The organism is Phocaeicola fibrisolvens, assembly GCF_025567125.1.
GTDB lineage: Bacteria > Bacteroidota > Bacteroidia > Bacteroidales > Bacteroidaceae > Phocaeicola > Phocaeicola fibrisolvens.
Genome location: NZ_JAOQJI010000067.1, coordinates 1 through 15,152, shown reverse-complemented (window position 1 = coordinate 15,152; position 15,152 = coordinate 1). Strand labels below are relative to the sequence as shown.

Genomic DNA, 15,152 nt, shown 5'->3' with positions numbered 1-15,152 from the left:
CCTCTTCCCATTCCGAACAGAGAAGTTAAGCTTCGCCACGCCGATGGTACTGCGTACAAGTGGGAGAGTAGGTAGTCGCCGTTTTAGGGAAGCCCCGAGGCAGAAATGCTCCGGGGCTTTTTTTGTGCCCGTAAGGGAACGTAGGGCATGGTACTGCAAAGGGGGCCTGAAGCGGGTCCGCGCAGATGCGGCGTGTAAACTTGCGGCATTTGTTGGTCAAGCATAAGTTTTAGCCGGCCGGAACAGGAAGGATACGGCCTCCGGCTCAGGAAAGACCATTTCGCCACGGTGTTCCTTCCGCTTTCTTCTTTCTATGCGGTACACTCCGGAAATGCGGCCTTTTCCGTGGCGGAAGGAAACTCCAGCGTAGGTTCTCTGAATATGTACTTTCCTGGAGAAGTCAGCTGCGCTCGGTATGCCGTGCAGACACAATCTTCCGCTTACAGGCAGATATCTTTCCTTATACCGCTGCTATAGGACGTTTGGGGAGAAATTTGAGACTTTCTTTCTTATTCTTAATAAAGATAGTGTGCATGGAGATTTGACTTCTGAGGGGGAAATAAAAGGTCGTGAAGAATACGGAAGACTCTGTTTTTGGGAATGGGTGTTTATCTGTTCTTTTTTTCTGTTGAGTGCGATTCGTTCGATGGCATTTGGGTGGGGTAGGAAAGTATAAAAAAACTCCGGACTTCACAGCCCAGAGTTTTCTCGATTGATTTCTATAATATAATTAGGTTAGGTTAGTGAATCATTGTATTGGTGTCTTCTACGATTTTTCCACCGGAGAAAACACATCTGACGTTGATGTCCTTGTCCAAAATGACGATATCGGCGTCCTTCCCTTTTTGAAGGGTACCTTTGTGAGCTCCTATGCCAATCAGATTGGCTGGAGTTTCTGAAGCCATACGAACAGCATCTGCCAAAGGAATGGCAGCCTTTTTCACCATGGTTTGAATCAGTGTATCCATGGTAGCCAAACTGCCAGCCAAAGAAGAATGGTCGGCCAGTTTACATACACCGTTCTCGATGATGTATTTGGGGTCATTAATCGGTTCTCCTGTGTATGCTGCATATTTCAGGGCATCGGTTACAAGACAAGTCTGTTCTACACCTTTCAGTTTGTAAACCAGCTTCAGGATAGTAGCAGGCAGATGAATACCATCGGCAATCACTTCTACACTCATTCCATCGGTCAGGTATACACTTTCTACAGTACCTTCGTATTTATATTCACGACGTTTGTGGAATCCCGGCATGGCATTGTAGAAATGTGCTGCGTGGGTGAAGCCGGCTTCAAAGGCTGCTTTGATTTCCGGATATTCAGCTTCGGTATGTGTGATGGCGGTCAGTATGCCTTTCGAAGTTGTATATCGGGCAAAATCATGTGCTCCCGGCAATTCAGGGCTGATGTCCCAACGTTTGATACATTGCGTACTTTCGAGCAGGGGGATGTATTCCTCCGGATCCGGATCCTTGATAAATTCTTCCCACTGTGTACCCGCCATCTTTTTATTCAGGTAGGGACCTTCAATGTGTAGTCCTTGTATGATGCTTCCTTTTTCTGTCATTAACTCTTCGCAAGTGCTCACTGCTTTTTTGATATTCTCGAAGCTTGTGGAAGAGAGAGTCGGGAAAATAGAGGTGGCTCCATGTTTCAGATGGGCTTGTGTGGCTTTTTGAAAAGCTTCTGTTGTTCCTTCTGTAAAATCGTATCCACCTCCTCCATGTGCATGCATGCTGACAAAGCCTGGTACGATATACATTCCTTTGGCATCGATGACAGTAGCACCAATGACAGCCAAGTCACTGTTTGTCACTTCCAGAATTTTTCCGTCGCTGATAAGTACGGAACCGTCTTTCATCCATCCTTGTGGAGTAAGGATATGGCCATTTATGATTTGTGTCAACATAATCGTCGAATTTTTTTAGTAGTTAAAAAAGTGTGTTGGTACCTTCTACCAGCTTACCCATAGCCCATACGGCACGTACATTAAGGTCACGGTCAAGGGCCATGATGTCGGCATCCTTTCCTCTTTCCAGGGTACCTTTCCGATCGAGTACTCCCATGATGCGGGCCGGAGTTTCGGAAGCCATTCTCACTGCATCTTCCAGTGGAATCTCGGCTTTCTGAACCATGGTACGAATCAGGCGGTCCATGGTGGCAATACTACCAGCCAGTGCAGAACGGTCGGCCAGTTTACATACACCGTCTTCGATGATGACGCGCGGATCGAAAGCTTCTTTACTGTCGCTTGCGGCACAAGCCAGTGCATCGGTAATCAAGGCTGTTTTTTCTACTCCTTTTATTTTGTGTACAAGACGAAGAATTGTGGGAGGTACATGAATACCGTCGGCAACTACTTCCACGGTCATATCGTCCATCAGGTAGATACTTTCTACAGTACCTTCGTATTTGTATTCACGACGTTTGTGGAATCCCGGCATGGCATTGTAGAAGTGAGTAGCATGAGTGTAGCCTGCATAGAATCCCGTATAGATGTCTTCAAATTCAGCTTGTGTATGTCCTACTGCTGCCAATACACCTTTTGAGGTGATGTATTTACCGAATTGCATGGCTCCGGGAAGCTCAGGCGCTGCATCCCAGCGTTTGATGCAATGGGTTTCTTCCAATAAAGGAATGTATTCTTCAGGGTCAGGGTTCTTGATGTTTTCCGGCATCTGTCCGCCTGCCATCTTCATATTAAAGTAATGTCCTTCCAAGTGAAGTCCAAGAACCGGACTGTCGGGTTCACTCATTAATTTTTCCGTGGTAGCCGCTGCGGCGCGAATCATGGGAATGGTAGAAGATGAAAGAGTAGGGAAGATACTGGTCGTTCCATGTTGCATGTGCGCCTTGACTGCCGTGCGGAAGGCATCTTCGCTTCCTTCCATGAAGTCGCGTCCGCCTCCTCCATGTACATGGATTTCAACTCCTCCCGGTACGATATACATTCCCTTGGCGTCAATTAGTGTGGCACCTACAATAGCCAGGTCACAATTGGTTACTTCCAGGATTTTATTGTCTCTGATGAGTACGGAACCGTCTTTTAACCAGCCTTGCGGGGTTAAAATGCGGGCATTAATTATTTGAGTTAACATATTGAATAAGGTTTGATTTCTTTGATATGTGCTGCAAATTTAATTAATTTACTAATTAAGTGTGCACTTAATAATAATTTATTTATAATTTAAGGGTTAATTAAATTAAAAGTATACTCTTTTTGGGGTTGTGCAGTAAAGCGGAACATGTAAGTTAGCTATTGGAAGTAAAAAAACAGATATGAAATGGTGGTATACCTTTTTTATATTAGAAAGAGGAAAGCTATATTGAGTGTGTTAAACAAGCATTTTTAATAAATAAAAAGCGGAAAGACTAGATAAAATGAATTATTATTTGTATCTTTGTCGCCCGATTTATATGGTATTGCGACTTGGGAAAACTTAGTACATATAAAATAGAATTGAAGAACATGACGGAAAACTCGGCTGATTATGAGTTTTTATTAGCGAATCAGTTCTTTGCGGATATTGACGCCCCGGAAATTCAGAAGGGAAAATTGCAAGTGCAGTTGAACGTACGAAAAACGATGGGTGTTTATGTCCTCACTTTCCATATTGAAGGTTCCGTAATTGTCCCGTGTGACCGTTGTTTGGATGACTTGGAATTGCCGGTAATGACCGATGATACGTTGAAAGTCAAATTAGGGGCAGCTTTCTCAGACGAGGAGGATATGGTGATTGTGCCTGAAGAAGACGGCTATATTAATGTCGCTTGGTTTATGTACGAGTTTATCGCATTGAGTTTACCGATGAAGCATGTGCACGCCCCGGGAAAATGTAATAAGGGTATGATGGGGGCATTGAACAAACATTTGCGTACTTCAGTCGATGAGGAAGAAGAAATGAATGAAATGGGCCTGGACGATGAGGAGGCCTTGGATGATGACGCGTTTGAAGCACGTGAGATGGATCCGAGATGGAACGAATTGAAGAAAATATTAGATAATAATTAAATAAAAGTTTAGAAAAATGGCACATCCTAAAAGAAGACAATCAAAAACGAGAACTGCGAAGAGAAGAACTCATGACAAGGCAGTTGCTCCTACGTTGGCTATTTGCCCGAACTGCGGCGCATGGCATGTTTATCACACAGTATGTGGGGCTTGTGGTTATTACAGAGGTAAGTTGGCTATCGAAAAAGAAGCTGCTTTTTAATAACTTGACGCTTTGTTGAACATCTTTTGCATGTTCTAGGGAAATTAAAGCCGGAGAGCCATTTCGGCTCCCCGGCTGTTTTTTTATAGGCCACGAAATTAAGAAATGATGGAAAAAATAAATGCAGTAATTACCGGAGTCGGTGGATATGTACCTGATTATGTTCTGACAAACGAAGAATTGTCAAGAATGGTTGACACCAACGATGAGTGGATTATGACTCGTATCGGGGTGAAAGAACGACGTATCCTGAACGAAGAGGGTTTGGGAACTTCATATTTGGCTCGTAAGGCCGCTAAGCAGTTGATGCAGAAAACGGATTCGGATCCGGCTTCTATTGACTGTGTGATTGTGGCGACGACCACTCCTGACTATCATTTCCCTTCTACTGCTTCTATTCTTTGTGACAAATTAGGACTGAAGAATGCGTATGCTTTCGATTTGCAGGCTGCTTGCAGTGGTTTCTTGTATGCCATGGAAACAGCTGCCAGTATGATTCAGTCGGGGCGTCACAAGAAAATTATCATTGTAGGGGCAGATAAGATGTCTTCTATGGTGAACTATTCAGACCGTGCCACTTGCCCGATTTTTGGGGATGGAGCTGCGGCTTGTATGGTAGAAGCCACTACGGAAGATTATGGTATCATGGACTCAATCCTGCGTACGGATGGCAAAGGACTTCCGTTCTTGCACATGAAAGCAGGTGGTTCGGTTTGTCCTCCTTCTTACTTCACCATTGATAACAAGATGCATTATTTGTATCAGGAAGGTAGAACAGTATTCAAATATGCCGTATCTAATATGTCGGATGTAACGGCTCAGATTGCGGAAAGAAACGGTCTGAACAAGGACAACATCGACTGGATTGTTCCTCATCAGGCAAACCTGCGAATCATTGATGCGGTTGCTTCTCGTCTGGAAGTTCCATTGGACAAGGTGATGATTAACATCCAGCGTTATGGTAATACCAGCGCCGGTACGTTGCCGCTCTGTCTGTGGGATTATGAAAAGCAGTTGAAGAAGGGTGACAATATCATCTTCACGGCGTTTGGTGCTGGATTTACTTGGGGTGCCAGCTACGTGAAGTGGGGTTATGATGGAAATAAATAAAGAAAGAATTAACACTACAGATAAAAAACGCATCCCAATCGATGCGTTTTTTTGTCTGTGAACGAATATTTACTTATGCACAAAGCCGGATTTGTGAATATTGTGGGCAATCCGAATGTCGGAAAGTCTACATTGATGAACTTGCTGGTGGGGGAACGTATCTCCATCGCGACTTTCAAAGCTCAGACAACGCGTCACCGTATTATGGGAATCCTCAATACGGACGATATGCAGATTGTCTTCTCTGATACTCCGGGGGTGTTGAAGCCTAATTACAAGCTTCAGGAGTCCATGCTTAATTTTTCGGAATCGGCGCTGGTGGATGCAGACGTGTTGCTGTATGTTACCGATACGATTGAAAAACCGGATAAGAATGCGGAGTTCATGGAAAAGGTACGTGCCTTGAAAGTACCTGTTTTGTTGCTGATTAATAAGATTGACCTGACCAATCAGGAAAATCTGGTGAAATTAGTGGATGAGTGGCATGAAATGTTGCCTCAGGCAGAAATTATCCCGATTTCGGCCATGGCAAAATTTAATGTCGATGTGGTGATGAAACGCATCAAGGAACTGTTGCCCGACTCTCCTCCTTATTTTGGAAAGGACCAGTGGACGGATAAACCTGCACGTTTTTTTGTGACAGAAATTATCCGTGAGAAAATCTTGTTGTATTACGACAAGGAGATTCCTTATTCAGTGGAAGTGGTCGTGGAGCAGTTTAAGGAAGATGCAAAGAGTATTCATATCAATGCCGTGATTTATGTGGAACGTGAATCGCAGAAAGGCATCATTATCGGGCGTCAGGGAAAAGCCCTGAAGAAAGTGGCTACTGAAGCCCGCAAGACACTGGAGCATTTCTTCCAGAAATCCATTTACCTGGAAACTTTTGTAAAGGTGGACAAGGACTGGAGAAGCTCGGATAAGGAATTGAAGAATTTTGGTTATCAATTGGATTAATATCGGCTGCGAAGCCGTAAATAAAGATAATTATGGGAAATTTAGTTGCGATTGTAGGACGTCCCAATGTGGGAAAGTCGACACTGTTTAACCGCTTGACCAAAACGCGTCAGGCGATTGTGAATGAACAGGCCGGTACAACCCGCGACCGACAGTATGGAAAGTCGGAATGGCTGGGAAAAGAATTCTCAGTGGTAGATACCGGTGGATGGGTAGTGAACTCGGATGATGTGTTCGAGGAAGAAATCCGCAAGCAGGTGATGCTGGCCATTGAGGAAGCGGATGTCATTCTGTTTGTGGTGGACGTGATGAACGGTGTCACCGACTTGGATATGGAAGTGGCAGAAATCTTGCGTCGTTCGAAGACACCGGTACTGCTGGTGGCCAACAAAACGGATAATAATGACTTGCAATACAATGCGGCCGAGTTTTATTCGTTGGGCTTGGGAGACCCCTATTGCGTTTCGGCATTGAGTGGAAGTGGTACAGGCGATTTGCTGGACTTGGTGTTGAGCAAGTTCAAGAAAGATACGCCGGAAATTCTGGATGAAGATATTCCGCGTTTTGCGGTGGTAGGACGTCCGAATGCCGGAAAATCATCTATCATCAATGCATTTATCGGAGAAGACCGGAACATTGTCACCGAAATTGCTGGAACTACACGCGATTCTATTTATACTCGTTATAATAAGTTTGGATTCGACTTTTACCTGGTAGATACGGCGGGTATCCGTAAGAAAAACAAGGTGAGTGAAGACTTGGAGTATTATTCGGTGATTCGCTCCATCCGTTCCATTGAAAATTCGGATGTGTGTATTCTGATGCTGGATGCGACTCGCGGTATTGAAGGGCAGGATTTGAATATCTTCTCACTGGTACAACGCAACCAGAAGGGACTGGTAGTGGTAGTAAACAAATGGGACTTGATAGAAGAAAAGACGGCCAAGGTGATGAAAGGGTATGAAGATGCTATCCGCAACCGTTTGGCTCCTTTTACGGACTTCCCGATTATCTTTACTTCAGCATTGACCAAGCAACGTATTCTGAAAGTGCTGGAGGCTGCGAAGGAAGTTTATCAGGCACGTACGACTCGTATTCCGACAGCCCGCCTGAATGAAGAACTGTTGCCTTTGATTGAGGCTTATCCACCTCCTTCAAATAAGGGAAAATATATTAAAATCAAATATATTACCCAGCTGCCGAATACGCAGGTACCGTCGTTTGTGTTCTTTGCCAATCTGCCTCAGTATGTGAAAGAGCCTTATCGCCGTTTCCTGGAGAACAAGATTCGTGAACGATGGAAATTGTCGGGAACCCCGATTAACATTTTCATCCGTCAGAAATAAATGAAATAGGTTGAAACCCCCGGTTGTCCGTTTGAAAGAATGGATAACCGGGGATTTTTTTATAAAAAAATGTCATTTTACTTGTGGGTTCGAGAAAATGTGTTTACCTTTGCACACGCAAACGAAAACAAATGCCCAGATGGCGGAATCGGTAGACGCGCTGGTCTCAAACACCAGTGGAGTAACATCCATCCCGGTTCGACCCCGGGTCTGGGTACTTCAAACCCTTGATAATCGACTGATTATCAAGGGTTTTTCTTTTTATCGGGCGTACTAAAAGTGTACTTCCTGACGAAAAGAAAAAGAGGGAACAACGGCAATCTTTCGGGGAGGTCAAGAATTATGTAGTAGCCACTTTCGGCTGTCTCAAGGAAATGCTGGAAACAATGAAGCGGTACCATGATGAGCGCATGGCAGAAAAAGAAGAAGCCAAACCCGTACCGTTTCATCGGCGGATTTACAACAAAGTAACTTCTTTGGTACGCCCGAAGCTATTCCTCTTTTCGGCAGGTCTGATTGTCTGTGCCACGTCCCTGTTCCTGAATGTCCGTCTGGCTGAACGGATGGGGCAGTTGCAGGACAACGACATGAAATACCGTTATCTGCTGATGCAGGGACAAGCGGACGGCAATACCCTTGAAAGACTGGAGAATAAGTTCAAGTGGCAGCGGGACGAGCGTTTTATCCGCAACCTGACGGATTCGGTACTAGATTTTGAGGAACGTTGCCGCAGGCAGGCGGAAGCCTTGGAACGGGCAAAGCTGCTTAATGAGCAGGTTGAGCAGTTGAAAAAGGAAGCTGATAGGTTAGGAAATCAGTAAATAGCAAAAAGCCGAGGTGAAGGATAAGTCCCATAACTTCGGCTTTTGAGTTTAATAGTTATACGTAATTCAAACAGACTATTTTTTTTTAGACAAGCCTTGACCATCGTCAAGGTTTATATGATATTTTTCACGAAAAAAGAAAAGTGAAATTTTATTGTTAAGATTTTATTTTATATTTGCGCCGCTTAAAAGGAAAACAAATATATGTAGAACAAAAAACTACTTTTTATGGCAAACTTATCAAAAGAAGGCAATATTCATCATAAACTTGGATTTGCCGGGTTACTCATCACATTGGGTATTGTTTTTGGTGACATTGGAACATCGCCACTCTATGTTATGAAAGCCATCATTCATACTGGAGAAGCTCTTGATGAAAATTATGTTTTAGGCGCATTGTCTTGTATCATATGGACGCTTACTCTTCAGACTACGGTGAAATATGTGCTGGTGGCTCTCCGTGCCGACAATAACGGGGAGGGTGGCATACTTGCGCTTTATGCCCTTTTACGCCGCCACAGAAGAAGGTGGATTTACATCATTGCCATTATCGGTGCGAGCACTTTGCTTGCTGATGGTATTATCACTCCAGCCATTACGGTCACAACTGCCATAGAAGGACTTGAAAGTATCAGTCCGCATCTGCCTGTGATTCCTATTACACTGACCATTATTACCATTATATTTTTCGTTCAGCGTTTTGGTACAGAAAATATAGGACGGTCATTTGGCATATTTATGCTACTTTGGTTCCTGCTTCTTGGAATCGCCGGAGCTATCAGTCTGACTTCCTATCCTCAAGTATTCAAGGCATTCAATCCTTACTATGCCATACGGTTATTAGTGGAATCCCCCCACTGGTTTCTGATATTGGGTGCCGTTTTCTTGTGTACCACTGGTGCAGAAGCCTTATACTCTGATTTAGGGCACTGTGGCAGACGAAATATTACGGTCAGTTGGATATTTGTAAAGGTGATGCTTATTCTAAATTATTTGGGGCAAGGAGCGTGGGTATTGCATCATCCGGAAAGTGCAGAAGGTACAGTGAACCCATTTTATTCAATCATGCCACAAGAAATACTGTTGTTTTCCATAGCAATGGCTACCGGGGCAGCTATTGTTGCGAGCCAAGCTCTAATAAGCGGTTCATTTTCCATATTGAATGAAGCTATGAACTTGAATTTCTGGCCTCGTATGCGTATTAAGCACCCTACCAACGTAAAAGGTCAGTCATTTATTCCAATGGTAAACCTTGTAATGTATATTGGAGTAATATTTACTATATTGTTGTTTCGAGATTCCACCCACATGGAAGCCGCTTATGGACTTGCCATAACTATTACAATGTTGATGACAACATTGTTGTTGGGATTCTATTTGCATATGCATAACATTCCACGCATTCTATCAATACTGTTTGTCGGCGGATATTGTGTTATTGAAGGTATTTTCCTTGCTGCAAACCTGTCCAAATTTATGGTCGGAGGTTGGTTTACGCTGTTAATAGGTGGATTATTATGTTTTATCATGTTTGTATGGGTAAGTGCCAACAAAATTCGTCGAAAACATATGTCTTCCAAACGGTTAAGTGAATACTACAACATTATTTCTGATATTAAGGCGGACGAAAGCATATCCAAATATGCTTCTAATCTTGTCTATGTGAATCATGCAGACAAAGAAGGTTGTGTGGACGATAAATTGTTGTATTCCATAATTAATAAGCAGCCTAAACGGGCAGATCATTATTGGCTTATTAACCTTGAATTTGTGGATACACCAGACACACTTGAATATAATTGTTCCACATTAATAAAAGGGACATTGTTTAGTATAACCATGCGTATAGGTTTTCGTATAGAACCGCGCGTGAGCCTTTATTTACGACAAGTAGTTGATGACCTTGTTGCGGATGGTGAAGTAGAACTAACAAGCTCTTATCCTTCATTGCATAAGAATGGCATACCGGGTGATTTTCGCTTTATTATTATCCACCGGATATATTATCCTGAAGATTCCCGTAACCGCCGACAAAATTTGCTGATGAGCCTTTATGCCTTAATTAGAAAGATAGGCATTGGAGAACCGAGTGCGTTGGGGCTTGACACATCGGTTGTTGTTGTCGAGCGTGTACCGTTAATTATAGCTAATAGGGCAAAACATATTCGTCGTATAGAGCGGATTAAGCCTGAAAAATGCGATAATAATGCTAATATAGTCTTGGAAGAACAGAATGTATCATAAGTGACTTGCTATAATTATCGTCTGCATTTACGGTTTAGTTCTGTCTTTTGTATATACATCCAAACCAACCTAAACCTATTCTTGTTGGCAGTAATAAACGTGCTGGCGAAAAGAGAAAGAATGGCTTTCCTTCTTTTCGCCAGTAGTGTTTTTTATTGCTAATAGTTTGCAGTTGAAATGAACTTCTTAATTTCTTCTTCAGTGGGAAGTTCTATCATATACTTTTGCACGAAGATGTTCGGGTCTAATCCGGCAGTGGCGTATTTTACCAACGTGTCGCCCTTCTCTCGGTGCAAAGCAGGATGCCGACAGGCGGATTGTCGTCGGGTTGCATCACTTCCGCCTTGAAGTAGTTAAGATATAGGTTCAGTTGCGAAGCGTATTCGTGGCGGAACTTGTCTATCTTCAATTCCACGATGACATGGCATTTCAAAATGCGGTGGTAAAACACGAGGTCGGCAAAGAAATAATCCCCGTCTATCAGGATTCTCTTTTGGCGTGCTTCGAAGCAGAAGCCATGTCCCATTTCCAACAGGAAGCGTTGCAGGTTGTCCAGAATGGATTGCCCCAAGTCGTTTTCCGTTACCAAAGCACGGTCGTTCAATCCCAAGAACTCCAACGTAACGGGCGTGTTAATAATGTCTTTGGGCTGCAGCGGCATGGCTTGCCGTTGCACCAAAGCAGATAAGGCTTCTTTGTTTTTCGACAATCCGCTGCGCTCGTAATAGAGGGAATTGATTTGCCGCTCCAGTTCTCTTGCTGACCAACAACCCCTTATTGCTTCCATTTCATAGAAAGCACGTTTGACCGGATTTTCTATTTTAGAAATAAACTTTAAATGAGAATACGGTAATCTTTCAAATAATCTATCAGCTTGTGTATTCCATTCACTTGGTTGATTATTAACGGATTGTAATTCGGCACTCACCGTGTGCCGAATTGGGTCTGTGAATTCGGCGGACAGTGTGTGCCGAATTTCGCTTCCTGCCAATATGTATTGTGCGATAGGCTCTTTCAGTTGCGGATAAACAAGGTATAGCCGCCGGAACTCACGAAACCTGCGCTCGTTCAGTCCTTTGACATTCAACCGCTGTTCCAGTTTCTTCAACAGTTGTTCGCCGTATGCGGCACGGTCTTCACCGTTTTGCTCAAACTCCACGATATAGCAGCCCATGAGCCAATTGCGGGCAGTCAGGGCGAGGTTTACAGCGTGTGCGGCTTGCGCCTGCAACGTGCTTTGTATCGTGCTGATATGTTTTACTAATGCTTCAAAGTCCATAATTGCAAAGGTAAGTCTTTTATGGTTAAAACTTTAATTCCGGCAGGCTGTTTATCGCCTCCTCTTTCAATTTATCCACCGCACGGGTGTATTTCTCCGTATGTTTCAGTCCGCTATGCCCGAGCAGGCTGGCAACCGTCTTGATGTTCGCCCCATTGTTGAGGATATTCACGGCGAATGAGTGACGGGCGCAATGCCAGCTTATGTGCTTATCTATCCCGGCTCTTTTCACCCAACGCTTGACGGATTTGCAGCAACTTTCATACGAAGGCAGGTTGAAGATGAGAGCGTCTTTGTTACCGTCTGCCGGCGGTTCTCCCACAAGCGAAAGAAGACCGTCATTGAGCGGAATGACCACACCGCTACTGGCGGAATGACCTTTGGTCTTGTTCTGCTCAAATTTTAGCAGCTTATTAGCGTAGTCGATATTCTTATAGGTAAGGTCTTTCACATCACAGAAGCGCAAGCCACAATACAGGCAAAAGATAAACGCACGCCTTACGTTGGGGTTCTCGTTGTCATAATGGCACGCAATCAACCGCTGGATTTCTTCCGGCGAAAGCACGTCCTTGCGTAGTATCTGGCTATCCGCCTTGCAGGTAACGCCTTTGCAGGGGTCTTTCAGCATCACATCGTGGTCAATCGCATAGTGGATAACCTTCTTGAAACGCTGGAAGATGCTTTTAGCCCCTTCGCCCACGCTCCGGGATTGCAGATAAGCTACGAACTGTTCCATCATGTCCTTCGTGATAAGTTCCGGCTTGATGCCGAACTCGTGCATCGGGTAATGCTCCTTCAAAAAGTCCTTGAAACGGCTTAGGGCGATTTGCACCATCCGAATGTCTTTCTTGGTATAGTCATTGATATAGGCTTGAAAATAATCCAAGAAATTCACGTTCCGGTCTTTTTTCAGGCGATAGCCCAACATACTTTCCTTAAACTCCTGTTCACGCTCGGCACGTATTTTTACAGCAAGCTCCAGTGTTTCCTTGTTCTGCTGGCGTTCCGCAGGGGTACGTGGCTTTTCTATCAGATACAGGCTGAGGTTCTCCTTTCGCCTGTGATGCTTGATAGCGAACTTCGGCTTTCCCTGCATCTTACCGCTTTCATAATACACCTGATTACCGTTTTCATCCAATACAGGCTTTTCCTCTCTACCCAAATAATACTCCAGATACAAACTAATTCTGCCGTCCGACAGTTTATTTTGCTCCAATTTAGGGTTTTCTTTCGTTTTATTTTCTAACTTTGCCATTGTTTAGAGGTTTTATCCCGATTTAGGTACCATAACCGGGTGATTACGCTAAATAATTGATTTTCTTTTGTTTTTCGATATTGCAAAGGTGCAAAAGAAAATGAAATTTCAAAGTGTACTAAAAGTGTACTTAATGACGAAAAATGGGCAAAATATGGCAAAAATGGAGAAAATAAGAAAGATGCAAATAATTGATAATAAGGAAGATAAATTCTTTTATTTTCCTATGATTTCTATGCCTTGTACCGGGTCTGGGTACGAAGAGGTTGACTTAATCAAGTCAGCCTTTTTTTATATACAAACCAATCTTTCGCTCCCATGAAGAATCGTATCGCAGAGCTTGATTACTTGAAAGCCGTATTTATTTTGCTGATGATTGTTTTTCACTTGGTTTATATTGGTGACAAGTATCCCTATGCCAAGTCGTTGGTGTACACTTTCCACATGCCTGCGTTTCTTATTATCTCCGGTTATGTAATGAACATCGCCAAGGAGGGCCGTCTGTTTCTTCGGAGCATGGGCTGGATTTTTGTCCCTTATGCGGTGATGGAAACCGGCTATGTCGTGATGTCCTCCATACTTCCCGTCCGGGAATCAGTGGGGCATCTGAGCGTGTCGTTATGGCTCGATAAGTTGTTCCTTCATCCGCTGGGACCTTACTGGTATCTGCATACCCTGATGCTGTGCGGACTGACGTATTGGGGAGTGGATAAACTGGCTGGACGATGGAACCGTACGGTGTCAGTACTGATTCTGCTGGCATTGTGCTATGCCGTATTGTCAGCTTTAGGTGTACTGTCCCTGATTAATGCACTTTATTTCATGGCAGGTGTGGCATTGAAACGGACGACCGTGGATTTCCGTACCTTTTTTGCTCCTTCCTTTTGGGCAATTCTTCCCATTGTCTGGCTGGCTTCCGAGGAAGTGAATTTGGATAAGTCTTCACTGGCCGGAGTAGCTTTGACCTACCTGGTAATGAGTCTGCTGCTGGCCGTGTTCCGGTATCTTCCGGGGGGAGTGAAACATTCGCTGGGTTATATCGGTTCGCATACGTTCATCTTGCTGGTCTTTTCTCCGGTCTTTACAATGGCAGTGAAGCCGTTGGTGAAGGTGTTTGCTTTCGACGGAACCGGGATGATTTTTCTGTGTGTCTCACTTTGTATTTGCGTGATAGGTTCCTTTGCAATAGCCTGGTGTATGGACAAGCTGCGGATATCCCGTTTTTTCTGGGGGAAACCCCGAATGCTCCAGTCATTGGACATGAATCGATGACATTTTGGCAGACCTACTCTCTGGCATTGAATTTGTTCATTATCTGTCAGATGTTGAATTACTTAACCAAACAGATAAAACTATGATTTCAGAAAAATTACAAAATGCCATCAACGAGCAGATTACTGCCGAGATGTGGTCTTCTAACCTGTATTTGTCCATGTCTTTCTATTTGAAGAAAGAAGGTTTCGACGGTTTTGCTTCTTGGATGAGACTGCAGTCACAGGAAGAGTTGCAGCATGCATACGATTTGGCCGATTATTTGGCTAAGCGTGGGGGAGCCGCAAAGGTAGACAAGATTGATGTCGTTCCGCAAGGCTGGGGAAGCGTACAGGAAGTCTTTGAACATGTGTACCAGCACGAATGCCACGTATCTGAACTGATTGATGAACTGGTAAACGTAGCTTCTGAAGTAAAAGATAAAGCTTCACAGGATTTCTTGTGGGGATATGTTCGTGAACAGGTTGAAGAAGAAGCTACTGCTCAGAACATCCTTGAAAAGATTAAGAAATGTGGTGATGCAGCCGGCATTCTTTACTTGGACGACAAGTTGGGACAACGCAAATAATCGCACGTGCGCCCAGATTGGTCGCTTGATAAATACTTCTGTAGTAAGAAGTTAGGATTGGGTTCAATATAATCCTATCGTC

At 43.9% G+C, this 15,152-nt stretch carries 11 protein-coding genes, 1 tRNA gene, 1 rRNA gene and 2 pseudogenes; 11 read left to right on the top strand and 4 right to left on the bottom strand.

From position 1 onward, the window contains the following. Positions 1-84 (top strand): 5S ribosomal RNA (rrf, locus tag OCV81_RS16565); the annotation flags it as partial. Between the two features lie 656 nt (positions 85-740). Here rrf and nagA (OCV81_RS16560) read toward each other — a convergent pair. Together nagA (OCV81_RS16560) and nagA (OCV81_RS16555) are read right to left on the bottom strand one after the other, a co-directional pair. Further along, positions 741-1,910, bottom strand: coding sequence for an N-acetylglucosamine-6-phosphate deacetylase (nagA, locus tag OCV81_RS16560; RefSeq protein ID WP_148330983.1), 1,170 nt, complete (start codon positions 1,908-1,910; stop codon positions 741-743). 22 nt (positions 1,911-1,932) lie between these two features. Then, complete coding sequence (gene nagA, locus OCV81_RS16555) at positions 1,933-3,099, bottom strand: N-acetylglucosamine-6-phosphate deacetylase (RefSeq protein ID WP_022354684.1); 1,167 nt, start codon at positions 3,097-3,099, stop codon at positions 1,933-1,935. Positions 3,100-3,470: 371 nt separating this feature from the next. On the opposite strand from nagA (OCV81_RS16555), the gene OCV81_RS16550 reads away from it, so the two are divergent. The 8 genes and pseudogenes from OCV81_RS16550 (at position 3,471) to OCV81_RS16515 (ending at position 10,696) form a co-directional block, all read left to right on the top strand. Continuing rightward, complete coding sequence (locus tag OCV81_RS16550; protein WP_148330982.1) at positions 3,471-4,013, top strand: YceD family protein; 543 nt, start codon at positions 3,471-3,473, stop codon at positions 4,011-4,013. Between the two features lie 16 nt (positions 4,014-4,029). Further along, positions 4,030-4,215, top strand: a complete 186-nt coding sequence (rpmF, locus tag OCV81_RS16545) for a 50S ribosomal protein L32 (RefSeq protein ID WP_148330981.1) — start codon at positions 4,030-4,032, stop codon at positions 4,213-4,215. A gap of 108 nt (positions 4,216-4,323) precedes the next feature. Then, entirely contained in the window at positions 4,324-5,325 is a 1,002-nt protein-coding gene (locus OCV81_RS16540; protein ID WP_072544092.1) for a beta-ketoacyl-ACP synthase III, read from the top strand. A gap of 75 nt (positions 5,326-5,400) precedes the next feature. Further along, the gene (gene era / locus OCV81_RS16535) at positions 5,401-6,282 is read left to right on the top strand and encodes a GTPase Era (RefSeq protein WP_022354681.1); all 882 of its coding nucleotides are present in this window, start codon (positions 5,401-5,403) and stop codon (positions 6,280-6,282) included. A 32-nt stretch (positions 6,283-6,314) separates the two neighbouring features. Then, a complete protein-coding gene (der, locus tag OCV81_RS16530; protein ID WP_022354680.1) occupies positions 6,315-7,628 on the top strand; it encodes a ribosome biogenesis GTPase Der in 1,314 nt (437 codons plus the stop codon). Between the two features lie 133 nt (positions 7,629-7,761). After that, positions 7,762-7,845 (top strand) — tRNA-Leu (locus OCV81_RS16525). 73 nt (positions 7,846-7,918) lie between these two features. After that, positions 7,919-8,449 (top strand): annotated as a pseudogene (locus OCV81_RS16520) (hypothetical protein); the annotation flags it as partial. Between the two features lie 231 nt (positions 8,450-8,680). Continuing rightward, positions 8,681-10,696: a KUP/HAK/KT family potassium transporter gene (locus OCV81_RS16515; RefSeq protein ID WP_148330980.1), complete on the top strand. Its 2,016-nt coding sequence runs from the start codon at positions 8,681-8,683 to the stop codon at positions 10,694-10,696. 158 nt (positions 10,697-10,854) lie between these two features. On the opposite strand, the pseudogene OCV81_RS16510 reads toward OCV81_RS16515, so the two are convergent. Then, positions 10,855-11,975 (bottom strand): annotated as a pseudogene (locus OCV81_RS16510) (PDDEXK nuclease domain-containing protein). Between the two features lie 25 nt (positions 11,976-12,000). Next, positions 12,001-13,230: a site-specific integrase gene (locus tag OCV81_RS16505; RefSeq protein WP_148330979.1), complete on the bottom strand. Its 1,230-nt coding sequence runs from the start codon at positions 13,228-13,230 to the stop codon at positions 12,001-12,003. Between the two features lie 318 nt (positions 13,231-13,548). Between OCV81_RS16505 and OCV81_RS16500 the strand changes: the two genes are divergently transcribed. Both OCV81_RS16500 and OCV81_RS16495 read left to right on the top strand, forming a co-directional pair. Further along, the gene (locus OCV81_RS16500) at positions 13,549-14,502 is read left to right on the top strand and encodes an acyltransferase family protein (RefSeq protein WP_148330977.1); all 954 of its coding nucleotides are present in this window, start codon (positions 13,549-13,551) and stop codon (positions 14,500-14,502) included. A gap of 82 nt (positions 14,503-14,584) precedes the next feature. Then, positions 14,585-15,070 carry a ferritin gene (locus tag OCV81_RS16495; protein WP_148330976.1) on the top strand — a complete coding sequence of 162 codons (486 nt, stop codon included), beginning with the start codon at positions 14,585-14,587 and terminating at the stop codon, positions 15,068-15,070. Positions 15,071-15,152: the final 82 nt, after the last annotated feature.